This window comes from Lentilactobacillus dabitei (assembly GCF_019061365.1).
GTDB classification, from domain to species: Bacteria; Bacillota; Bacilli; order Lactobacillales; family Lactobacillaceae; genus Lentilactobacillus; species Lentilactobacillus dabitei.
The window spans coordinates 1-23004 of sequence record NZ_JAHPPD010000023.1 but is presented as its reverse complement, the minus strand read 5'-3'; the positions used below and the strand labels follow the sequence as shown (position 1 = coordinate 23004).

The following is a 23004-nucleotide window of genomic DNA, read 5'->3' as shown; positions in this document are numbered from 1 at the left end:
AAGACGCCAGGAGGGTTTTATAAATGAAGTCGGATTTTCTGACAGTAGCACAAAGTAAACGAGGAGCAATTACCAGCTTTAAGCTCAACGACGACAAATCAAATATGAACTGGGTGATTGACCCGGATTATCTCGAGTCCCTCGGATATGATGACTTAGATAAACTCTTTGGTGAATTCAATATTACTGTAAATGGTCAAAAGCATCGAAGCATTGACCAGATACCTGAAGTTACCGGTGATGATACCCATAGTACGGTGACTTTCCAAGTAGCCGGGTTAACGCTGAAACAGAATTTTGAACTTGAAAAGGACGCATTTAAATGGGACTTTTCAATTCAAAATGGGACTCAAGAAGATGCCACTATTGAAAACTTAGGCCTTTGGATTAGCTTAGCTTACGTCATGTTTAGAGATAAAAATGTTAAGCGTAATGCGAACCAATCAGTTGCCGTTTTCCCACAGATTTCTAAGAATTACACCAAATTGGCTGCTGTCCGTCGTGACAATACCAACCCGAATCTGGGAGTCTACCAAACCAAGGGAAAAGTGCTCTCAGTGGGAACCTTCAACGATTACACCAATCGGTTCTTTGAAAATGTTTCGCCTTCATTAGATGGTATGTTGTTCCACGAAATTGTCCTGGCAGGTGGGTATGACGATGATCGTCGGCCACACCACGACTGGATTTATCCGCAAGATAGTCTAATTCTTAAAGCTGGTGAGACGAAGGATTGGGAGTTCTACCTCAAGCCATTTACCAGCCACCAGAACTTCTATGACATTGCAACTAGGGACTTTGGTCATCCTCGGTTCTCGTTTGAACCAATGATTTCTCAAGGCTCCGATCAGATCTTTACTGTCAAGTTGGCAAAGGATCAGAAGCTTCAAAAGATTTCAGTTCGTTACAAATCCGGCCATCAAACAATTGACCAGGATATGACCAGCGATTTGAAAGACGGTCGCTTGGTCTATCAACCTGAAGGCTTGGGAGAACATCAAGTGATCCTATCATTCGATGATGGTACGGTTGATATGGGTGTCTTCAACGTGATGAGTTCAATCAATGAGCTGTTGCGCAATCGAGCAAATTACGTTTCTGAACACTCATATGCAGGCAAAGACGGCAAGGTTCCATACAGCTTCGGCCCTGTTTCTAATCAAGGCGAGTCGCTTGGTAAGATGACCTTCATCCTTCAGGAATGCCTCTTGGATGACAAAGTAAAGGACGCCGACAAACAAATTGCTCAGGTTGAAGAAAGTGCTGTAAAGTACGTCCGCAAAAAGTGGTTCGTCAATGGTGACTTCCGAAAGCCAGCTAAGCTCTACGGTGACTTTTACCGCTTGATGGATCTTGAGTACATTGCCCATATGTTCTACCTGTTGTCGAAATGTCCAGCAGCTTCATTAAAATTGAACAAGCCAAATGATTACTTATCATGGGCTGCTCAAGTGTTCGATGTTCGGGTCAACCCGGACTTGAATGAAGATGAGCGGGCTAAGACTGAGGCACAGATGCTTGGAACCTATGGTTTATATATTGAAGATTTACTAGCAGATTTAAAGAAAAATGGTTTGGATAAAGAATACTCAGAAATTTCGAAGTCATGGAAAGCCGTCACAGACCGGCTGGCTAAAACCAGCAGTACCTTAGATGCTGCAATGACTGAACATTTCTTTGACAATGCTGGCTTTGGTCCAGCTGCCAGCGCATTAGCCCTTACCGGCAACGTTGGCGCAGCTAAGACCTATGGCGAGTTGCTAAAAGCCAATATTGGTTTTAGTAACGACTTCCGGTCACAGAGTCCAGATCGTTGGTGGGAAGCATTATCTTACATGATTCACGTACTATGGGGTGGCTTAACCGCCGCATCTGCTCAAATTACAGGTGAAGAGCTTGCCGATCCTGAACTCGTTGAAGCAGCTTATCGGGCAACCGGTGCGATCCTCTATATGTATGATTCAAATGCAACAGCAACTGATCGAATGCTTGAACCAGGTGAGGCCGCTTCGACTTATAGCATCGCGGGTCCCAATTTGAACAGACCTGATCTTTCACGGAATCGATTCGGACAATCAATCTTTGCTTCAGACGGTGGCATTTTTGCCAGATTGTTCCCCGATGGTTACACGGGAGAGGATGACTGGGACATGGGTGAAGAACTCGTTGCCTTCTTAAATGGTTTTGGTCAAAAGACTTACATTTATCAAGACAAGAATAAAGGACTGACAGCAATCAATGGTCGAATCAAACCGTTAGACGATAATCGCTATGAGGTCCAAAGCTTTGCACCATATATCAGTGAATACATTAATTTGGACAAGAAAGATGTATTCAAGAGTAATCAAGACAATGTCATATTCAACGCCGCTACAGGAACGTTCGAATAGGCTGATGATTCACTTGGGGAGGTGATGACAAGATCCACCTTGTTCTGCAATTATAAACTTATATGATAGGAGATATTCATCATGGACAATACTGCCAAAGCATCAAATGCCGGCAAAGACAAAGCGAATGTCAAACTATCAGTTTGGGAAAAAACAGCTTATTCCTTTACTGATATGGCCGGTAATTTACTATATGTTACAATTTCTAGTTACATTCTTTACTTCTACACCGATGTGTTCGGAATTACTGCTGCAGGTGCCGGAATGATTTTGCTGGTTGCACGTTTCTTCGATGCAATTAGTGCACCAGTTTGGGGCTCAATCGTTGACCACACCCATACTAAATGGGGTCAAAGTCGACCTTACTTCTTATGGTTAGCCATTCCATTTGCCGTTGCAACATTCTTAGCCTTCACTGCGCCAGGATTGCACTGATCTGCTAAGTTATGGTATGCCGGGTTTACTTACATCCTAGCTGCCGGAGTTGTTTATACTGGTATTCAAACACCAATTACTGCTATTCTTCCTAGTTTGACCACGAATGGTCAGGAACGGATGAATGCCAACTCATTCCGAATGGTTGGTGGTGCCCTTGGTTCATTTATCACAAGTACCTTCGCTTTGCCTTTAGTTGCTTTCATGGGTAAAGGTGACGATAAAGTTGGTTTCATGTGGACAATGTTCTTCTTCGGTATCTTAGCCGTTATCTTGCTCTTCTTAGCATTTAAGGGTATGAAGGAACGAACAATTGCCGTTCAAAAGCCAATTCCTTTCAAAGATTCTTTGAAAGCTACTGTTGGTAACGCACCTTGGTACATTTTGGTTGTTTCATTTGTTATTTACTGGGTTGCTCAATCAACTCGTAACGGAATCTCAGTTTACTACGCTAAATACAACTTGGGTAACGAACAATTAACTTCTGTATTTAACGGTCTCCAAGTTCTTGGTATCATCGCTACTATTTCAATTCCATTTATTGTTAAAGTAACCAACAAGACGATGACCATGATTATCGGTTTGGCAATTGGTGCCTTTGGTCAATTAATGATGGGATTTGTTGGTAACAACTTCACTCTTGTTATCGTTGGGTGGATTATCGGTATCTTCGGTGCTTCAATCGCCGTTGCCATGCCATTTGGTATGTTAGCTGATACTGTTGACTTTGGTGAATGGAAGACAGGTATTCGAGCTCCTGGATTCTTGACTGCCGTTGGTTCTGCCTTCTGTATTCAATTAGGTTCAGGCTTCGGTGCCTTCATTCCTTCAAAGATCATGGCTGCTGCTGGCTTCGTTGCTAACAAGACTCAATCTGCTCATGCTTTGAGTGCCATTCACTTCACATTTATTTACTTCCCAGTTATCGTCTATGCGATTGTTGCTGCCATTATGTGCTTGTACTTCAAGTACGAAAAGATGGAGCCACAAATCAAAGCAGACTTGGCTGCTCGTCATGCTAAGGAAGCAAAAGAATAATTTCGAATTAATTAAGTAAGATTATGTGGGCATCCTTCCTATTGGATGTTTCAAGCGAAACCCCATTCGTCATAATCGATACTCAAAAGATTCAAGAGGATTTGTTTGATGCACACTTTCTCTCGTTCAAGAAAGTGACAAAAGGTTGTTATATAGGAAATAAAATGGTTGGAACCATCTCGCAGGGATGCTGGACGGTTCCAACTATTTTTTATACAAAAATTTAATCCCTGGTAGTTGCCTGCTTTTTTACGATTCTTTAGGCGTTCCCAGATCCTTATCATGATCCAATTTCTGGGTGATTTCTTCTGGGATGGGTAAAACGGGGTCAATGACTTGATTATTGTGGTAGATCTTGCGGTACTCACTTCGAAATGAGCTCGGGGTCACCCCGGTCACTTGTTTGAATTGCTTCATAAAAAGCTTGTCGTTCGAGAAATAGGCGTACCCACTAATTTCTTTGATGGATAAATTCGTTCTAATAAGCAGTGCTTGGGCAGTCTGAATTTTTAGTTGGATCATGTAATGTTTTGGGGACATACCGACAAACTTTTTGAACAGCCTGGAAACGTATTGGCGATTCAGTTGGGTTTCGTTTGCGATATCAGTGAGGGTTGGTGATCGATAAATGTTTGCTCTAATCCATTCTTTGAGCTGATTGACAACTGTCCGATTTTTTTCGTCACTTTCAGTTTTGTTAGCCAAATTACCAATAACGGTTAGGATAAGCGTCATTAACAGATTCTGTTGCTGAGTGCTGTATGTGCCTGAAACGTCGACTGCCAGCAACTGATGGGTGAGGATCAGTAACTCGTCTAAACTTTGGAGGTGGTAGCTGTTATCGATGATGAGATTTTGAATCTCATGTGGGTTGTCGAGACTCTGTGATTGATCTTGGCTAGCAGCTGGCTTCGTTGGCAGCAGAAAATGAAGCCAGTAGAATTCAATTGATCGATCGCTTGGTTCGGTTCCTTTCATTGACGTGTAGGGTGGCACAATGTAAATATCATTCGCATTTAAGGTGACAGTTTCATCTCCGACTAGCAGGTTGATTGGCCCTTTCACGCAAATGATTAATTCATAATCACCATGGTGATAACGAAGTTTATGTTTCCAGCCAGCATCGGCCGAAAAATTGCCACCAATCATAAATGTCACAATTTCATTTTTGGGAAACATAACGCTATCCAACGTGAACACCTCCATCTTTTGACTGTCTAAACTCAGTGATTTAATTGGTATCGTATTTATCCACCTAAAATCGATTTTGGCTTCCCAATTAATCAACAGGTAAATTCAGTAATTTTTACGTCGTTGTACCACGGGGAATTAAAAATCTCCTAGTGAATAATTCTGTCAAATCAAGCTTACCACATTGGAAATGAAAGCGGTAACGGAAAAGTCACTTTTTGACACTAGATGTATTTTTTTATAAGTGTTAATCCGTACTTGGAACCGCTATCATTATAAGTGTAATCAAGCCTGATTAATTGAGATTAACACATTGATCAATCATGCCAAATTGATTGGTCGTTTGAAAGGATGGATTTAACGATGAAACAATTAACTAAAATTCAATTAAATGGTGTTCAAATTACTTCGGATTTTTGGAACCGCTATCGTAATTTAATTGCCAAGGACTCCGTTCCGTTTCAATGGGATATGATTAATGACAAAGGCAAAATGGATGTGATGAATGCTGACGCGGCTGGTGGAGCAGCTGATCACAGTGGCGCCATTGAGAACTTAAAGATTGCCGCAGGACGGGCAAAAGGCCATCACTTTGGGTACCCATTCCAAGATACCGATGTATACAAGTGGTTGGAAACGGTTGCCTATGTTTTAAAATACAATCCAGATCAAAAGATGAAAGAGGAAGCTGATTGGACAGTTGATTTGATTGCCGATGCCCAAGATCCTGATGGTTACTTGTCAACTTACTTCCAAATCGATGCGCCTAAACGGAAATTCAAGCGGCTGCAACAATCCCATGAGCTTTATTCAATGGGACACTATATTGAAGCTGGGGTTGCTTATTATGAATCAACGGGCAATCAAAAAGCACTAGATATTGCTGAAAAAATGGCCAGCTGCATCAATAATCATTTTGGCCCTGAAGATGGCAAAATTCATGGATACGATGGTCATCCTGAAATTGAATTGGCCTTAGCCAAACTTTATGAAACAACCCAAAATAAAACATACTTGAAATTGGCGGAATATTTTGTTACCCAACGGGGCCAGGATTTGAATTTCTTCAACGCCCAAAATGAGGCTGATGGAATTGATAACGACTTCTTCCCAGAGCTTCGGACAATTGGCGATCGTTATTACTTTGCAGACAAGCCAATTACTGAACAGACGGATGCTCATGGACATGCCGTGAGAGTGCTCTACTTCTGTACCGGATTAGCTCATGTGGCCAGAGTTAGCCATAACAAGCCGTTATTAGACGCTGCCAATCGACTCTGGAACGATATCGTTAAGAAGCAGATGTATATAACAGGCAATGTGGATCAAACCGCGACTGGCGAAGCATTTACTTACGATTATGACCTTCCAAATGATACTGATTATGGTGAAACATGTGCTTCGGTTTCAATGACGTTCTTTACCAAACAGATGTTAGTTAATGATTTTGAAGGCAAATTTGGTGATGTCATTGAAAAGGAAATTTTCAATGGTGCCTTGAGTGGCATTGCGCTTGATGGCAAGCATTATTTCTATGCCAACCCATTGGAAGCTGATCCATTAGCCAGCAAGTTAAATCCTGGTAAAAAGCATATTGCATTGCGGCGATCTTCATGGTTCGCATGTGCTTGCTGCCCGGCTAATATCGCCCGGTTGATTGCATCACTCGATCAGTATTTGTACGAAGTGAAAGATGATGTCATCTTATCTCATCAGTTTATCGCTAACGACGCCAAATTTAATAATGGCCTTGAAATTAAGCAAACTGGGAATTTCCCTTGGGATGGCAACATTCACTACAGTATTTCAAATCCAAACAAAAATAGTTTTAAGTTTGGGATCCGAATCCCTGCTTGGAGCTTGGACAAATATTCGGTTAAAATGAACGGTAAGCCAGTGGAGTCAAGCTTACAAAAGGGTATCCTGTACTTGAATATTGATGATGAAACGGCTGAAATTTCTGTTAAGTTGAACATGGAAGCTCGCATAGTCCGCGCAAGTACCCGGGTAAGTTCTGATACGATGAAAGTTGCAGTTCAACGAGGCGCAATTGTTTACGCGGCAGAAGGTGTGGATAACGAAGAGCCACTCTGGTTATATGTTCTTGATCAGAAGCCAACTTTCAAGTATGACTATCGGGCCAACTTATTGAGCGGGGTTGGTGTCTTAACGACCGACGATGTTTATCGATTAGAACTTGATTCTGAAGATGATGCGCTGTATAGCTTTGATCAACCTAAGGGCGCTAATAAGAGTCATCTCACATTGATTCCATATTATGCTTGGGCTAACCGTGATGAAAAACAAATGACTGTTTGGTTTAAGCAAAATGGATTTTAATAAAAAGCCAATGTAAGAACACAGATTGGTGAATTGGTGGAAGCTTTCTGAAATCTTGATTGAGGTTTTTGGAAGGCTTCTTTTTGGGTTGAAACGGCTAGGCTTCTCAAGAATGAGTGATTCATAATCCTAAAGATACTAACCAGTACATTTCTGCCTCATGGTCGGGATACATTCTGTTGGCCTGGGGAACCTTGTCAACTGGAAAGTAATTTGACTTAAAACCAAGTTCAGGTAGTAATCTATTTGTAGAGGAAAATCTTAGGGGGGGAAAAAATACAGATGGAATCTTTGCAGAATAAAGTTGCAGTGGTCACCGGTGCCAGTTCTGGTTTTGGTCGGGGGGGACAGCAATCGCCTTGGCGGAAGCTGGCGTAAATCTTGTTTTGACTGCCAGAAGAGAGGCAAAATTGGCCAAAGTTGTTGCCCGATGTCAAAAGCTGGGGGGTCAAGGCGGTTTATTATTCAGGAGATGCTCAAAAAGAACAAACGGCAAAGATGGTCATTGAAAATGCAATTAAAGAATTTGGAAGAATTGATATTCTTGTGAATAATGCCGGGATTGGGCGCACCCTTTCAATTCAAGAGACTACGATGGCAGATTTTGATTTGGTTATGAATACCAACGTGAGAAGTGCCTATGCATTTACAAAATATGTCGTGCCCGACATGGTGAAACAGCATGATGGCCAAATTATTTTGACCTCCTCAGTTACTGGAATTGTTGGTCATCCTGATGAGACGGTCTACACTTGTAGTAAGTTTGCGCTTCGTGGTTTGGGGCAGGCGCTTGATAAGGAGTTACTTGATAAAGGTATCCGAACCGACGTCTTCTGTCCCCATGCCGGGGCCACTGAATTTGAGTTGGGATATGGCAGAACTGCGGCTGGCGGAGTCGGGTTTGAAGATGTGGGGGCAGTTTCATTAAATGGTTATCGTTGTGCCAATTCGGATTCGGTGAACAGATAGCAATTGATTTCTAAGAGCCCCTCATTCTTCAATTGGGGGTAGTTTTCGAGTGATCTTTGCAGGACGCCGCCAATTAACGAATTATCAGGGACGTCCTTGGTGACGACTGCACCAGCGGCAATGACAACGTTGCTGCCAATGGTGACCTCTGGCATAATCGAGACCTTACCACCGATCCAGACGTCGTTGCCGATTGTAACCGGGAGCCTTGAGCCATGTAGTGACGGCGAGCTTTGGCATCCAAGGGATGATTAACCGTGTAAATGTCAACATTGGGGCCAATCATGACGTTGTGCCCCATTTTGACAGGGGCAATATCTAGGATGGCCAAATTATAGTTGCTTAAGAAATCTTCGCCAACTGATATATTTTTCCCGTTATCGCAATTGAACGTTGCTTGAACTGACACCCGGTTGCCAGTCTTCCCGAAGATTTGTTTAATCTTTTCGGTTTACTTTTCTGGTTGCGTGGCAGGAATCTCATTGAACTCCTGACAAAGTTTGGCCGCATTGGCTTTTCGAGCAGCTACCTCATCATCAAGAAAGTAATAAGGTTCACCCGCGTCTAATTTTTCTAGTTCTGACAAGTTATCTCCTTCTTTGTTTTAGATTACAATTATTAGTCTACAACTTAAACCACTGTTTAAGTCAAGATCCACTGATTGAGTGGAAATGAGATACTGCAGCTACAAATAAGTGATAAGAGAAGTTACCCAAAATAGTGCTCATAATCAGTAAAATTAAGAGATCTTGATGTTAATTTGCAAATTTTTGAACAAAATTTCATAAAATGTGAATACTTCTAATCAAAATTCTGGTAACATATAACACAATGATGTAAGTTTAGAATTTCAGAAAGTGGGAATGTTTTGTGAGTAATGTGAAATCGTATATTGAATCGGTAAAAGATGAGATCCAACGACGTGACCCAGACCAAACAGAATTTCAAGAAGCGGCTTTTACCGTGCTTGATAGTTTGGAACCAACGCTGGCAGACCATCCTGAATATGTGGAAGCTAATTTGTTATCGCTGTTAGTTGAGCCTGAAAGAGTGATCCAATTTCGGGTTCCATGGCAGTCTGACGATGGGAAGCTCCACGTTAACCGGGGCTTTCGGGTTCAGTTTAATTCCGCAATCGGCCCATACAAAGGTGGCTTAAGATTGCATCCAAGTGTTAACTTGAGTGTTGTTAAGTTCTTGGGCTTTGAGCAAATTCTCAAGAACAGCCTAACTGGTTTGCCGATTGGCGGGGCTAAAGGTGGCAGTGATTTTAACCCCAAAGGAAAGTCTGATTCAGAAGTGATGCGTTTTTGCCAAAGCTTTATGACGGAGCTGCAACGCCATATTGGCCCCGACCTAGACGTTCCCGCTGGTGACATTGGTGTCGGCGCCAGAGAAATTGGTTATCTGTTCGGTGCTTATAAACGATTAAACGGTTACCAAAACGGCGTTCTGACTGGCAAAGGGTTAACCTTTGGTGGCAGCTTGGCCAGAACTGAAGCAACCGGCTTTGGCCTGCTGTATTACACCAACGCGTTAGTTAAAGCACAAGGTGATACACTGACCGGTAAGCGAATTAAAATTTCCGGTTCTGGAAATGTTGCCACGTATGCGGTTCAAAAGGCAACTGAGCTCGGTGCCAAAGTGGTGACCGTTTCTGATTCCAATGGCTACATTTATGATCCAAAGGGAATTGATTACCAAGTTGTTAAACAGATCAAGGAAGTGGAACGGGGCCGGATTCGGGAATATGCTGACCGCGTTGCCAGTGCGGAATATCATGGTGGCTCCGTTTGGGACTTTGATGTTGATTATGATATTGCCTTACCTTGTGCGACTCAAAATGAAATTAACAAGGATCAGGCTAAGCTGATTGCCAAAGATGGTGCTAAGTATATCTGTGAAGGGGCTAACATGCCAAGTTATCCTGATGCCATTGCGGTATATCGGGACAGTAATATTCTTTATGGCCCTGCAAAAGCGGCTAATGCTGGCGGCGTGGCAGTTTCCGCGCTTGAGATGAGTCAAAATAGCGAACGACTGGCTTGGAGCTTTGAGACGGTTGATAATCGCCTTCAAGACATCATGGAAGATATCTTCGAAAAATCACAAGCTGCCGATAAAAAATATCATTTGGATCAAGATTATCAAGCCGGGGCGAATATTGCCGGCTTTGAAAAAGTTGCCACTGCTATGCTTGCGCAGGGATTGGTATAAGCGGGTCACCCACAGCTGGATCATTGATTAAAGGATTATAACTAATAATGGCTGCCAGACGGTCAGCCGGTTTCGTTGACGTTCTCAGAGGATGTTAAAGATCAGGCTGATGGCTTGGCAGCTTTTTTTACCTAAATCCTGGAATCAAATCGCCTTTCATCACAATCTCGTAATCTTTAATTTGCTGATAAAAACAGGTTATAGCCCTTTAGTAATCTGGGCGACTATGGTACATTTGATACCAAAGGACACAAGGAGGAAAAGATCATGGGACTAATCATAACCGGCGTCATCGTTGTGCTGCTGATCATCTGGATCATTGCCTTATATAACGGCTTAGTTAGCCAACGAAACTTAGTGGATGAGGCTGCCAGCCAAATCGACGTTCAACTGCAACGGCGAGGGGACCTGCTGCCGAACTTGCTGGAAACGGTTAAGGGATATGCCAAACACGAGCAGGAAACCTTTGCCAAAGTAACTGAAATGCGGACACAAATTACGGATCCCAATGCCAGTCTAGGTGACAAAGTTAAGGCCGATAATGAACTGACTGGTGCTTTGAATCACTTATTTGCAGTTTCCGAAAACTATCCTGAATTAAAGGCAAACCAAAATTTCATTGCACTTCAAGAAGAACTTTCCAATACTGAAAACAAAATTGCCTTTTCCCGCCAGAATTTCAACAGTAACGTGATGGTTTATAATAACAAGATTCAAACCTTCCCAAGTAATTTAGTTGCTAAATTCGGAAACTTTGCGGTTCGCGGTTATCTTGAAGTACCTGAGAAGACCAAAGAAGTTCCTCAAATGAAATTTTAGTAAAAAAGGAGAACTAGCCTGATGGATACCATAAATCAGCAAGTTCAACAGAATAGAAGACGGACGTGGCTGGTGATGGCCGGCTTTATGCTGCTGATCTCCCTGATTGGTTTTGCAATTGGCTGCATATTTGCTTACCAACAAGACCCGTTCGACATTATGATCGCGGTATATACTATGATTGGATTTTTAATTGGAGCCGTCATCTACTCCTTTTTTGTGTATTTAAACGTTACCAATATCTTGATGAAATCCAGCAAGGCGACTAAATTGCAAGAATCAGACGACCCCCAATTGTTCAATATTGTGAGTGACTTAGTCGTTGTGGCGAATATTCCGATGCCGGATTTGTACCTGATGGCAGATCCCTCACCGAACGCGTTTGCGACCGGCCGTGATCCAAAGCACGCTGCTATTGCGGTTACTAAGGGGTTACGCGAGATGATGAATCGTGAGGAACTTGAAGGGGTCCTTGCTCATGAAATTTCGCATATTAAGAATTATGATATTCGGGTCTCATCAATCACCGTTGCACTAACCACATTCATTGCCGGGGCTGGAGCAGTCCTAATCGTTGCCGGTATCAGTCTGATGCGCGGCGGCCGTTGGGTTGGCTGGTTTGGTGGCGGTGATGACCGTAAGGATTCTAATAACTCTTGGTATCTGTTTTTGGCCATCATGACATTTGGCTTTATTATTTGGCTGGGCGGATGGATTATCCGAATTATTGGGGTGCCGATTGCCCAAATCATGCAGTTTGCCGTTTCCCGCCAACGAGAATCTTTAGCTGATGTTTCTGGGGTCAACTTGACCCGCGACCCGCAAGGATTAATCGATGCATTGACTCTCCTCAAGACTGATACAACCCCAACGTCAAACCCAACTTCTAAAGGGGCTGCTCTTTATATTAATGAACCAGTGACCCGTCAAGGGAAGGCCCCATTCTTAGTCAAGATGTTTGATACCCACCCACCACTCGATGAACGAATTGCCAGACTGAAGCGTTTATTAGGTGAGAAATAATCGTTGGTAATTTGCCCTTGACACAGGCCAGAATCGGTCGTAGTATTCATTACAATAAATCTCATTTAAATCTAATATTTATTTGCGACGAAGAGAAGAGTAGAAAGACCAGTACTGATAACTAGCGACCATCGACAGTGAAAGGGTGGCCAGGAACGTTTTTTGAAGATGAGCTCTGAGCAACTATCAACAGTGCAAGCTGGCGGTACGTGGGAATCACGATAAAATTCCGGGCATGATTGTGCCTTTGAGGTGTGAACGGTAACGTGAACACAAATACGGGTGGTAACACGATGGAAGTCGTCCCTGTGCATTAATTGATTTAATGCGCAGGGGCGACTTTTTTTTTTAGAAAGGGGAAATTCAAATGTCAGAATTCAATACAAAGTTAGTTCATGGTCAACCAGAATATGATAATAATACCGGAGCGGTTAATGTGCCAATTTATAACTCGTCAACCTATGTTTATCCAAATGCAGATGCAAAAGTCAAATTTGATTATGAACGTTCCGGCAATCCAACGCGCAGTTATCTCGAGAATCAAGTCGCTTTGTTGGAAAACGGCGTTCGTGGGTTTGCATTTTCTTCTGGCTCAGCAGCAATTCACTCGGTTCTGTCAATCTTTTCTCCAGGCGATCATATTATCATTGGCAAGAACATCTATGGTGGGACATTCCGAATTATTAATGACTTCTTCAAACGCTGGCAGCTTGAATTCACCGCTGTGGACACCCAGAATCCTGAAGAAGTCCAAGCAGCTATTCAACCGAATACCAAAGCGATTTACTTTGAAACGTTTACTAACCCACTGTTGCACGTGACCAGCGTCAAACAGATTTCGAAGATTGCCAAGGCCCACAATATTTTAACCATCGTCGATAACACGTTCTTAACGCCTTATCTGCAACAACCACTCAATTTGGGGGCAGACATTGTCATTCACTCCGCGACTAAGTACCTTGGTGGCCATTCGGACGTGGTAGCCGGAATTGTGGTCGCCAAAAATGAAAATATTGCCAAGTTAATTTACTTTAATCAAAATAGTATTGGTGCTACATTATCTCCACAGGACTGTAGTCTGATCCGGCGGGGCATTCAAACTTTGGCGGTTCGCATGGATCGGCATTTGAGTAATGCAGCCAAAATTGTTGCCTTTCTGCAGAAACGGCCAGAAATTACCAAGCTGTATTACCCGGGCATTGACGATGGTAGCCGTGATCATGAAATTGCCGCCGACGAAACCAATGGATTTGGTGGCATCATCTCGTTCGAATTGAAGGATGGGTTGGATTCAACCCAATTTGTGAACGGTCTGCATTTGATCCAACTAGCGGTTAGCTTGGGAGCAGTTGAAAGCTTGATTGAATTACCATACAAAATGACCCACGCGGAATTGTCTCGCAAGGAACAACTGAAGGCCGGGATTACGACACAGCTTGTCAGATTATCAGTTGGAATTGAAGACCCTAAAGACTTGCTCAAGGACTTGGGACAGTCGCTTAATCAACTCACCCGTGCGTCACTCAAGAAAGAGGCAGTCAGGTAATTAATTTAAATTAGTTAAAATGAGTGTTGACAATTAAAATACAATGAGTTAGATTATAAGCACATTAAAATTTGATTGAAATTAAATGCAGTGATGAGGAGAGTAACTCAGCTGAGCCATTTCAGGGAGTCCCAGATAAGTGAGAAGGGATAATGGTTGACTGAGCGAAAGTAGCCTCTAAGCAGTAGATGCGAAGTAATGAGTATCTATGGTGTGCACCCCTTAAAGTGCCAGTGTATCGCTAGTTTTGGCTGTACATGATGAGACGGTTTGTGTGAGCAAATCGTGAATAAAGGTGGTAACACGCGTAAGCGCCCTTGATCTTATATAAAAAGATCAAGGGCGCTTTTTTTAGGACAGCTACGCAAAGCAGAAGTCTACATGTAAGCACCTTGGCCGTAAATTCCAGAACAGGGAATTTACGGCCAAGGAGACTTACACTCCGACTTCTAACCGCTTTGCTCCGCTCACTATGTTAGGACAGCTGCGTCAGGCAGAAACCTGACTCTGCTCACTTTTCAATCAAAAATATAAAAATGGAGCGTGATGTTTATGAAATTTGCAATGATTGGTGCAGGAGCAATGGGGTTACGTTATGGTATTTTACTACAAGAGGCCGGTAATGATGTCACATTTATTGATACATGGCAGCCACATATTGATAAGATCCGTGAACAGGGCGGCGTTTATCAGATGCGGGATCATCAAGATCGGCATTTAGTCAAAATCAAGTTGGAAACTCCTGAATCTTATAATGGCGATCCAGATATGTTAATTTTCTTCACCAAACAAATGCAGTTGAACGATTACTTAAAACGCTGTTCACACTTCTTCAATGATCGGCAATATGCCTTCACCTGCATGAACGGCATGGGCCATATTGAGAAGCTCCAGAAGTATTTCGCGGATGACAAAATCATCGGTGGGACTGCCTTAATTGCCACCGTTCTTCCTGGTCCTGGTGAGGTTGACTTCATGGGTAAACGTGGTGCTGGCAAATTAAACATGTGCCCACTTACCGAAAAGCCGGATGAAATGACCCATCGCTTGTTCGATGAGTTACAAAAAGCCGACATGAATCCGACTTTGACTGACGACTTCACTGGCACCTTGATGACGAAGGTAATCTTTAACTCCGTTATTAATACCATTTGCACCATGTTTGAAATCCCAATGGGTGAATTTGGTAACTTCCCCGGAGCTACTGACATGGCGCGGCAATTGATTGATGAAGCCTATGACATTTGTGCCAGAGCCGACATTCATCTGGTTTCCAGTAGAAAAGAGGAGTTACATGCAATCGATATCAATACCCGAATTGACATGCCACTTCACTACCCATCCATGTATCAAGATATGACCAAGGACCGGCCAACTGAAGTCGACTATATCAATGGGTACATCGCTGATCTTGGGCGCAAGTACCACTACGAAGCCAAAACCCATTTATTTGTTACCCAAGCGGTTCATTTGGCAGAGTTCCATCGGCAAAATTTGGCTAAACAACGGGCGATCAAGGCGCACCAAGCAGAACCTCAAGCTCAAACGGCATAGTAGCCAAGGAGGTGAACCTGATAGTTTGAAGCCAATTCTTTGAGCGTCGCGAATATTTCCTCCTGTTGATCGCGATTCCCAGAGACTTCAACGTAGAAGGAATACACCCCTAACTTAGCTTTTGTGGGCATTGACATTAATGTCACCAGATTTAATCCTACCTTGGCAAAATAGCCAAGAATTTCGCAGAGCGTGCCGGGACGGTCATTGGTGGCAGGTGTGATGAACAAGGGTGCTTTAAATTGATTCGTAGATAAAGCCACTTTAGAAAGGGTTGCGGCAGTGGCGGGGTTGGCTTTGAAGATAATGAAGCGGGTGCGGTTATCAAATTGATCAGCAATGTTATTCAGCTTCAAGGCACTGGAGACTTCCGTTAACTGAGACTGCGGAATGATGGCGGCGTCCCCTGGTTCACCAGATCTGAACTTTTCCAATGAAACCATATTTGATGAAGTCGTTATGATTTGGACACTAGGTAATTTTGATAGCAGTTTTTGGCATTGGCCTTCCGTCTTAAACTGCACATAGATTCGGCTTATTTTACTTAATTGATCAACGTTAGCCACTAACCCAAAATCAACTGGGATGGTGATTTCGCCGATTTCCGTGACGTTGGCAGTCTGCAAACGTTGAAGCGTCGCGGACACATAACCGTCAAGCTGGTTTTCCAATGGTAACAAGCCGATGTTATCACCAGAAACCGCTTGGTAAACCTGATCAAAAGTGGGGTGGTAGTCAAACGTAACGTTTGAATCTGGCTGGGTTGCTAAATAAGCTTTTGCGGCCGCGTCGGCAAAGGTGCCGGCAGGACCAAGAACTGAAAATTTCATTGGGTGACCACCTTTATAGTAAGGATGATGTAGTATTTTCATCCATCATATCAAACAAAGAATCAAAATAAAATCGCCAACGAAAACAATCTAAGATGAGATCCAGTTGGAAACTGATTCATTTCAGCTTCTGGTTGGATCTCATTTTAGGTTGTTTCAGATTCTAAATAGGAATAATCAGATGGGAATCACATTCGTTTTTTAAACAAGAGTAAAGGTGTTTGACTTGCTGATGTTAACTAATTAATATAACCAGTATCACGAAAAAGGAGTTCGAGAAAATTGATGAAGATGCCATCGTTAAAGCCATTATTAATTCCGCTCACGGCAATTACCGCCGGAAGTGCGTTTGTCAGTTATAAATTATTCAATTTTGCATTCAAGCGTGTCGACTACGTTCCCGAAACTTCTAAGGAAAAACAGAAATACGCGGATAAATATTACGAATACGTTGACTGGTTCCATTCTGTTCCATCCGAGGATTGGTATCTCAATGAAGACAATCCTGATCAGAAGATGGTGGCCACCTACATTCCAGCCCAAACAGCCACTAAGAAAACGGTAATTATCGCTCATGGATACAAGGGCAATCGGGAAACTATGGCGAACTATGCCAAGATGTTTCGCAGGATGGGGTACAATGTCTTAACCCCAGATGACCGGGGCCATGGCGAAAGCGCCGGCGAATACATCAGCTTTGGTTGGTTGGACCGGCTCGATTATCTGCAGTGGATTCATCGGGTGATTGATCATGTCGGTGCAGATAGTCAAATCTTACTATTCGGGGTCAGTATGGGTGGCGCTACGGTTGAAATGCTTTCCGGCGAACGGTTGCCTGATCAAGTTAAGGCGATTATTGCTGACTGTGGTTACTCAAGCGTTGAAGAGGAACTAACCTATCTATTGAAGAAACAATATCACTTGCCTGAATATCCTGTTGAACCAATGGTCAGTGAAATTAACAAGCGGACGGCTGGTTTTGGCTTGGAAAATGCCTCATCTGTCAAGCAGTTGGCAAAGAATCAACGACCAATCCTGTTCATTCATGGGGAAAAGGATACTTATGTTCCTGCCAATATGGCCTATGAGAACTATCATGCCACTCATGCGCTGAAACAAATTTGGATTGTTAAGAATGCCACTCACGCCGAAAGCTTTTGGCGGGATCCAGAGGCCTATCGGAAACGGATTGGAGAATTCTTGAATACGTATATGAAATAAAGCTGTGAATAAGTACCGAACAGATAGCTCCGACAATAATGCTTCAATTGAAATTCCGGTGGGGATTTTGATTGGGGCGTTTTTATGAATTAAATGGGTGCTTTTTGATGTTTGGTGAGCCTATATGGCCGAAACGTGCTCCAGTTTCTAACCGCTTGGTTCCGCGCTCTACTTTTTAAAAGTAAGTCTAAATGTTAGCATTTTATTCTCTTAAGATTATACTTAGTAGTTGAACAACCGAATAGCAACAATGGAAGCGCTTGTGGTTATTTGGATAAAAAGGAGATATTGCTATGACTAAGATGATTGCAGGACAAGCTTTAGTAAAGGTACTTGAAGACTGGGATGTCGATCATGTTTACGGAATTCCTGGTGGTTCAATCAACCATACCGTCAAAGGTCTGTACCTTGAAAAAGATAAAGTGAAGTACATTCAGGTACGTCACGAAGAGGTGGGCGCAATTGCGGCTTCAGCTGATGCCAAGTTTACTGGCAAGATTGGCGTTGCGTTTGGTTCAGCTGGTCCTGGTGCCACTCACTTGTTCAACGGCTTGTACGATGCCAAGATGGATCACGTGCCCGTTTTAGCACTGATTGGTCAAGTTCCCCAAGCCGCAATGAACACCAACTACTTCCAGGAAATGGATGAAGTACCGATGTTCAGTGACGTCTCTGTTTATAACAAACAAGTCACAACGGCGGACCAAATTCCGTACGTTGTCAATCAAGCAATCAAGGAAGCCTATCGGCAAAAGGGCGTTGCAGTCGTTGTTCTGCCTGAAAACTTAACGGCAGAAGAAATTGACTACAAACCAACCCGGACACCATTGACGGTTGCTGACGACTTCAAGCAAACAGTTGATCCATCAGCTGTTAGCGATACCCTTAAGATGATTAAAGAAGCTAAACGCCCACTAATTTATGCTGGCCGTGGCTTGCTGGGTGCTCGTGACACCTTAACGAAGTTCTCAGAACAATTCAATATTCCAGTAATGAATACCGTTCCAGCAACTGGTGTTATCAGTACCGATCATCCAAACTTCATCGGGACGACTGGTCGATTAGGTACTAAGTCAGGATTTGAAGCCATTCAAAACGCTGATTTGATTTTGTTCTTAGCATCAGAATATCCATTTGCCAACTTCTGGCCACAGGATACTAAGATGATTCAAGTTAACAACAATCCTTACGATATTGGTAAACGAATCGACGTTGACTATGCGGTGATTGCTGATGCCAAGAGCTATCTGCAAGCATTGATTGATACCGGTGAAAGCCGACCAAAGGATGCTTGGCTGGAAGCTAACTAGGAAAACAAGCATAACTGGGATAAGTGGATCGATAGCTTGGCTGATGACGACAGCGATGGTTTGAACGCTGAATAAGTTACCAAGAAGATCGCTGAAATGGCTGGGCCTAATGACACTTATGCTGTTGATACTGGAAACGTATCAGAGTGGAGTGTCCGGGGCTTGCCAATGAACAAAAACCAACGTTTCGCAATTTCTGGTTTGTTTGCAACCATGGGCTTTGGTGTTCCCGGCGGCATGGCTGGTGCTTTGAGTGTGCCAGAAGGCCAAGCTTGGTCACTATCTGGTGATGGCGGCTTCTCAATGGTTAGTCAAGATATTATCACTGAAGCCCGTTATGGTCTGCCCGTTATCAACGTGGTCTTCTCAAACGACCGCTTTGGATTCATTTGGTATGAACAGATGCAAACCAAGCAGCACTTCTACGGTGTTGACTTGACCGACGCTGATTGGGCTAAAGTTGCTGAAGGACTTGGTGGAATTGGCTTTACGGTTAAGAACATCAAGGATCTTGATGAAGTCTTTGCTAAGATTAAGGATTTACAAGCAAATGGCAACACTAAGCCAATCGTTATCGATGCCAAGATCAAGCAGGATGATCCGGTCGCAACTGCCTTCATGCCACTGGATCCAAAGACATTTGGTGAAGATACTGCCGATGCGTTTGCTAAGCAATATCACATTGATCGTAAGCAACAACCATCTCTAGGCGAAATTTTACGTGGTAAAGAATAACAGCTCAAAGTCGCGGCCATTGGTGCCGATGATCATCCGATGACCGTAACATAACAACTCTACAATTGAAAAGTATCCGTTTGCTGAAAGGTGGCGGGTGCTTTTTTCGTGTCTAATATATCAATATTACAAATGTTACAAAATAAGACTACTCAGCAAACCCGGAATTTCCGAACAATAACGCTTGTGAATTGTTGCCATATTGCCGTTGTAATGGGGGCTTACATGATTGATACATGCATTGTTACCGGTTACTTAACTTTTTATTAAGAGACACCATATTACAACAATGTTTCATTGACTTTGATTTGTAACGTGCCATAATGGGTGCATCCAATAAAGGGAGGGATTTATTATGAAGAAATTTGCAACGATGATTACCGTAGCTTCACTGGCTTTACCATTGGCACTTGCTGCGCCATTTGCAGTAACTTCAGCATTACCTGCTGCTAATGCTGCAACAACGACAACTAAGACACCTGCTAAGAAGACTGCTACGACAACTACTAAGAAGCCCGCCGCAACTACTAAGACAGCAGCTACCAAGGGCGTAACTTATACCATCGCCAAGAACGGTGTTAAGAACTTCAAAGCACAAAGTTATCACATCAAAGCAAATGTTAACGTTTATAAAGGCTTCTTCTATGCTGATGCTGGCAAAGTAACCTTCACTAAGAAGGGCGTTTTAAAGGGCGGCGTTACATATAAAGTCACCCGTTCAGTTGCCGTTACCAAGGGTAGCAAGACAAGCACATTCTTGTACGTAAAGGGTCAAGGCTATGTTTCAGCAGCTCAAATGACTAAAGGTCCTTACATGCAAGCTGATTAGTGATTAATATCAATATTGAGCTTCATCCTTCAATGAACTGGTCAATGACAATTAACGTTGTCGTTGGCCTTTTTGTTTAGTGAGCGGAGCACATTTCTGCTAGGTTGCCAAGAAACTCTAATCCCTGGGCTTGGATTTTTGGTGAAGGAGACTTAGGTGCAAGTTTCTGCTTTGCGGAGCTGTCCTAATCTATGTAATTGAGAAGTCTAACACCAGAAATCCGGGGGTGGGATTTTTGTGGCGAAGGCTTAGATGCAGGCTAAGCCTTTTATAGTGATGGACTCAGCCACTGCATGGTAAAATAACCTTATGATCTTGATTTTGTTGAAAGTAATCTTGATAGAAGGTGGGGAGCTTTAATGATCATTAATCCAACAAAGAAGGCATTGCCAATCTTTTCTAAATTACCCAAGGTTGGTGATAGGGAGGCTGGCAAACAGGAAAGCGGCGACTATCCATTCTTCTCGTGGACAGCCAATTATTTCAATTTTAATCGGAAGAAAATCGTGGTGTTAATCAACGAGCTCACCTATTCACCGGTTGTTTTGGTGGACATGAATGCCGAAAACAAAAAGCACATTTCAGAGTTTTTCAAGGAAGGGTTGCGGCTTACAATGGCTCAAGCTGACGTTGATTCCAAATATGTGAATCACTATTTGATTAAAATGGGACAGATTCGGGTTAACGCGGCAGCAAACAAATCGATTCTCGGCAAATTGGGGCAGTATATTTTTCAACTAAAAGTCGCAATCTCGTACTCTGATTACGACATTAATGATCAACGGTTGGCTGAAAAGATGACCAATCATTTGGCACAGTTAATTGTCAGAGGTGGCGAGAATGGCGATTATCGTAGGACTTCTGAGGCTCTGAGAACTGCGGTTACGCAATATTTAGCATCGTAATTCCCAAAATATCCAAGGTTAGGTTTCACACTAATCTTGGATATTTTATTGTTCGATGGTATTGACAACTCACTAATGTAGTATAGAATACTACATAAATAGTATTAAAAACTATGTATCTCAAAGAGGAGAAGTTACATGTCTGAAAAAATTGCCTTGTTAGTTGATTCTGCATCGGATGTGCCACCAGAAGCCCTTGAAAAGTACGATAATATTGGGGTGGCGCCAATGTTAATTAGTATGGCTGGTAAGGAATATCGGGACAATGTCGATATCACCCCAGTTGAATTTTACGCGGAGCTGGAAAATGCAGTTAAATTACCAACGACCGCCGCGCCAACTCGAGGTAGCATTCAGCAGCAGCTCGATACTTTAAAAGAGCGCGGCTTCGATCATTTTATTGGCATCACCATTTCTGCCAAATTATCAGTTAGCTTTAGTCTGTTTAATCAAGTTGCCAAAGATCAAGGTGGCGTTGAGATGGCAGTTATCAATACAAAGAATATCGGCATTGGCAGCGGTCTATTTGCCGTCTATGCGGAACAATTGATCGATGCAGGTAAACCATTTGCAGAAATTGTGAAATTATTAAATGACGCTGTTTCTGAGAGTCGCATTTTCTTTTATATCCCAAGCTTGAAATACCTCCGCGCAGGTGGCCGAATTGGCCGGGTTGCGGGCTTGGTGGGTTCGTTATTGAAAATTAAGCCAGTGATTTCTTGCGATCAAGATGGTGTTTATTTCCCCATCACCAAAGCTCGAACGGAACCAAAGGCAATTTCTCGGATGGTTAATTTGGCGGCCGAAGTTGTTAAAAACGCAGCAAATGTCCGCATTGCAGTGGTTAATGGCGCCGATGAACCTTTAATGGAAAAAGTGAGCGATCAATTGCATAATTTGTTCCCAGACGATAAAATTTATAAAGGAAATGTTTCACCCGTGCTCGGTGTTCATACCGGTCCGGGATTGGTCGGAATCGCTGTTCAAGTTGGCGATCCATTTTAAAGAAAAGTAGGAGTAACCGAATTGATTGATAACCCAAAACGATCTTCAATTAAATTACCGATGTGGGATGAGTTGCCAAACTTCGATCTTCATTTGGATCAACTGTTGGATCTGACCAATCAGTATCTCACTCCGATAATTGGCAGCAAGATTACCAAAACAATGATGCACAATTATTTCAAAGCAGATATCATTGTGCCACCGACTCGAAAAAAATATTGGCGAATGCAACTGGCTGGCGCGATTGTGGTTGGCTTGTTGAAAAATATTTTTACCCTCGCTGAAATTCAAGCGGGATTGAAAGCACTCTTAAAGGACAGCTCACCCAAGACCGGCTATAATAACTTTGTCTTGATGTTCAACGAGCAGGCCGCCCAATCCGGCACGGTTCCAGCGGCGTTGAACAGTTTAGATTTGAAGTCGGCTAATAAACCAACAATCATGCAATACGACGCGGTTCAATCAATTTTATTTTGGCTGGCAGCCAAGAAACGGTTGGAAGAAGCGTCTAAAGAGTAGAAGAAGTCTGCGCAAGATTAGAAAAGAGCCAGTTCCAATCAAAAATTCGGGTCAAAGTCAAATCGTATTGATGGCGACTTATGAGCATCACCGAAAGGTGATGCTTTTTTGTTATTAGGCATGAATTA

At 42.9% G+C, this 23004-nt stretch carries 16 protein-coding genes, 3 pseudogenes and 1 other annotated feature; of the genes and pseudogenes, 15 read left to right on the top strand and 4 right to left on the bottom strand.

The window, feature by feature from the left end; translation table 11 throughout:
- Nucleotides 1-23: 23 nt before the first annotated feature.
- Both KTE19_RS05200 and KTE19_RS05195 read left to right on the top strand, forming a co-directional pair.
- Nucleotides 24-2390: a hypothetical protein gene (locus tag KTE19_RS05200; RefSeq protein ID WP_217341759.1), complete on the top strand. Its 2367-nt coding sequence runs from the start codon at nucleotides 24-26 to the stop codon at nucleotides 2388-2390.
- An 81-nt stretch (nucleotides 2391-2471) separates the two neighbouring features.
- Nucleotides 2472-3863 (top strand): annotated as a pseudogene (locus KTE19_RS05195) (glycoside-pentoside-hexuronide (GPH):cation symporter).
- 249 nt (nucleotides 3864-4112) lie between these two features.
- On the opposite strand, the gene KTE19_RS05190 reads toward KTE19_RS05195, so the two are convergent.
- Nucleotides 4113-5054 (bottom strand): AraC family transcriptional regulator, encoded by a 942-nt coding sequence (locus KTE19_RS05190; protein WP_249778589.1) that lies wholly within the window; start codon nucleotides 5052-5054, stop codon nucleotides 4113-4115.
- A gap of 363 nt (nucleotides 5055-5417) precedes the next feature.
- Here KTE19_RS05190 and KTE19_RS05185 point away from each other — a divergent pair, with 363 nt between their 5' ends.
- Together KTE19_RS05185 and KTE19_RS05180 are read left to right on the top strand one after the other, a co-directional pair.
- Nucleotides 5418-7394 carry a glycoside hydrolase family 127 protein gene (locus tag KTE19_RS05185; protein WP_217341758.1) on the top strand — a complete coding sequence of 659 codons (1977 nt, stop codon included), beginning with the start codon at nucleotides 5418-5420 and terminating at the stop codon, nucleotides 7392-7394.
- A 423-nt stretch (nucleotides 7395-7817) separates the two neighbouring features.
- Nucleotides 7818-8363 carry an SDR family oxidoreductase gene (locus KTE19_RS05180; protein ID WP_249778425.1) on the top strand — a complete coding sequence of 182 codons (546 nt, stop codon included), beginning with the start codon at nucleotides 7818-7820 and terminating at the stop codon, nucleotides 8361-8363.
- A 65-nt stretch (nucleotides 8364-8428) separates the two neighbouring features.
- Here KTE19_RS05180 and KTE19_RS14325 read toward each other — a convergent pair.
- Nucleotides 8429-8563 (bottom strand): annotated as a pseudogene (locus tag KTE19_RS14325) (DapH/DapD/GlmU-related protein); the annotation flags it as partial.
- Between the two features lie 251 nt (nucleotides 8564-8814).
- On the bottom strand, nucleotides 8815-8949 hold the full coding sequence (locus KTE19_RS14320) for a maltose acetyltransferase domain-containing protein (RefSeq protein WP_430673522.1): 135 nt from the start codon (nucleotides 8947-8949) through the stop codon (nucleotides 8815-8817).
- A gap of 284 nt (nucleotides 8950-9233) precedes the next feature.
- Between KTE19_RS14320 and gdhA the strand changes: the two genes are divergently transcribed.
- From gdhA to KTE19_RS05150, 5 genes are all read left to right on the top strand, one after another.
- Nucleotides 9234-10580, top strand: a complete 1347-nt coding sequence (gene gdhA / locus KTE19_RS05170; protein WP_217162649.1) for an NADP-specific glutamate dehydrogenase — start codon at nucleotides 9234-9236, stop codon at nucleotides 10578-10580.
- 267 nt (nucleotides 10581-10847) lie between these two features.
- Nucleotides 10848-11399, top strand: a complete 552-nt coding sequence (locus tag KTE19_RS05165) for a LemA family protein (protein ID WP_217162647.1) — start codon at nucleotides 10848-10850, stop codon at nucleotides 11397-11399.
- A 21-nt stretch (nucleotides 11400-11420) separates the two neighbouring features.
- Nucleotides 11421-12422, top strand: coding sequence for a M48 family metalloprotease (locus tag KTE19_RS05160; protein WP_217162645.1), 1002 nt, complete (start codon nucleotides 11421-11423; stop codon nucleotides 12420-12422).
- A gap of 367 nt (nucleotides 12423-12789) precedes the next feature.
- A complete protein-coding gene (locus KTE19_RS05155; RefSeq protein ID WP_217341757.1) occupies nucleotides 12790-13968 on the top strand; it encodes a trans-sulfuration enzyme family protein in 1179 nt (392 codons plus the stop codon).
- 81 nt (nucleotides 13969-14049) lie between these two features.
- Nucleotides 14050-14290: a binding site (T-box leader), on the top strand.
- Nucleotides 14291-14520: 230 nt separating this feature from the next.
- The gene (locus tag KTE19_RS05150) at nucleotides 14521-15522 is read left to right on the top strand and encodes a ketopantoate reductase family protein (protein ID WP_217164277.1); all 1002 of its coding nucleotides are present in this window, start codon (nucleotides 14521-14523) and stop codon (nucleotides 15520-15522) included.
- On the opposite strand, the gene KTE19_RS05145 is transcribed toward KTE19_RS05150, so the two are convergent.
- Nucleotides 15510-16352: a prephenate dehydratase gene (locus tag KTE19_RS05145; RefSeq protein WP_217341756.1), complete on the bottom strand. Its 843-nt coding sequence runs from the start codon at nucleotides 16350-16352 to the stop codon at nucleotides 15510-15512. The genes KTE19_RS05150 and KTE19_RS05145 overlap by 13 nt on opposite strands.
- A 285-nt stretch (nucleotides 16353-16637) precedes the next feature.
- Here KTE19_RS05145 and KTE19_RS05140 point away from each other — a divergent pair, with 285 nt between their 5' ends.
- The 6 genes and pseudogenes from KTE19_RS05140 to KTE19_RS05115 all read left to right on the top strand — a co-directional run bounded on the left by KTE19_RS05140 (nucleotide 16638) and on the right by KTE19_RS05115 (nucleotide 22876).
- A complete protein-coding gene (locus KTE19_RS05140; RefSeq protein WP_217341765.1) occupies nucleotides 16638-17573 on the top strand; it encodes an alpha/beta hydrolase in 936 nt (311 codons plus the stop codon).
- 293 nt (nucleotides 17574-17866) lie between these two features.
- Nucleotides 17867-19618: pseudogene (gene spxB, locus KTE19_RS05135) on the top strand (pyruvate oxidase).
- 355 nt (nucleotides 19619-19973) lie between these two features.
- A complete protein-coding gene (locus KTE19_RS05130; RefSeq protein ID WP_217164279.1) occupies nucleotides 19974-20447 on the top strand; it encodes a hypothetical protein in 474 nt (157 codons plus the stop codon).
- Nucleotides 20448-20806: 359 nt separating this feature from the next.
- On the top strand, nucleotides 20807-21352 hold the full coding sequence (locus KTE19_RS05125) for a DUF6933 domain-containing protein (RefSeq protein ID WP_217164280.1): 546 nt from the start codon (nucleotides 20807-20809) through the stop codon (nucleotides 21350-21352).
- 138 nt (nucleotides 21353-21490) lie between these two features.
- Nucleotides 21491-22357, top strand: a complete 867-nt coding sequence (locus tag KTE19_RS05120) for a DegV family protein (RefSeq protein WP_217164281.1) — start codon at nucleotides 21491-21493, stop codon at nucleotides 22355-22357.
- Nucleotides 22358-22417: 60 nt separating this feature from the next.
- Nucleotides 22418-22876: a DUF1836 domain-containing protein gene (locus KTE19_RS05115; RefSeq protein WP_217341764.1), complete on the top strand. Its 459-nt coding sequence runs from the start codon at nucleotides 22418-22420 to the stop codon at nucleotides 22874-22876.
- The last annotated feature ends 128 nt before the right edge of the window (nucleotides 22877-23004 follow it).

Bases quoted from the DNA above. Each gene is read 5' to 3' on its own strand.
- KTE19_RS05200 (WP_217341759.1), top strand. From the start codon at position 24: ATGAAGTCGGATTTTCTGACAGTAGCACAAAGTAAACGAGGAGCAATT.
- KTE19_RS05185 (WP_217341758.1), top strand. From the start codon at position 5,418: ATGAAACAATTAACTAAAATTCAATTAAATGGTGTTCAAATTACTTCG.
- KTE19_RS05165 (WP_217162647.1), top strand. From the start codon at position 10,848: ATGGGACTAATCATAACCGGCGTCATCGTTGTGCTGCTGATCATCTGG.
- KTE19_RS05160 (WP_217162645.1), top strand. From the start codon at position 11,421: ATGGATACCATAAATCAGCAAGTTCAACAGAATAGAAGACGGACGTGG.
- KTE19_RS05155 (WP_217341757.1), top strand. From the start codon at position 12,790: ATGTCAGAATTCAATACAAAGTTAGTTCATGGTCAACCAGAATATGAT.
- KTE19_RS05150 (WP_217164277.1), top strand. From the start codon at position 14,521: ATGAAATTTGCAATGATTGGTGCAGGAGCAATGGGGTTACGTTATGGT.
- KTE19_RS05145 (WP_217341756.1), bottom strand. From the start codon at position 16,352: ATGAAATTTTCAGTTCTTGGTCCTGCCGGCACCTTTGCCGACGCGGCC.
- KTE19_RS05140 (WP_217341765.1), top strand. From the start codon at position 16,638: ATGAAGATGCCATCGTTAAAGCCATTATTAATTCCGCTCACGGCAATT.
- KTE19_RS05130 (WP_217164279.1), top strand. From the start codon at position 19,974: ATGAAGAAATTTGCAACGATGATTACCGTAGCTTCACTGGCTTTACCA.
- KTE19_RS05125 (WP_217164280.1), top strand. From the start codon at position 20,807: ATGATCATTAATCCAACAAAGAAGGCATTGCCAATCTTTTCTAAATTA.
- KTE19_RS05120 (WP_217164281.1), top strand. From the start codon at position 21,491: ATGTCTGAAAAAATTGCCTTGTTAGTTGATTCTGCATCGGATGTGCCA.
- KTE19_RS05115 (WP_217341764.1), top strand. From the start codon at position 22,418: ATGTGGGATGAGTTGCCAAACTTCGATCTTCATTTGGATCAACTGTTG.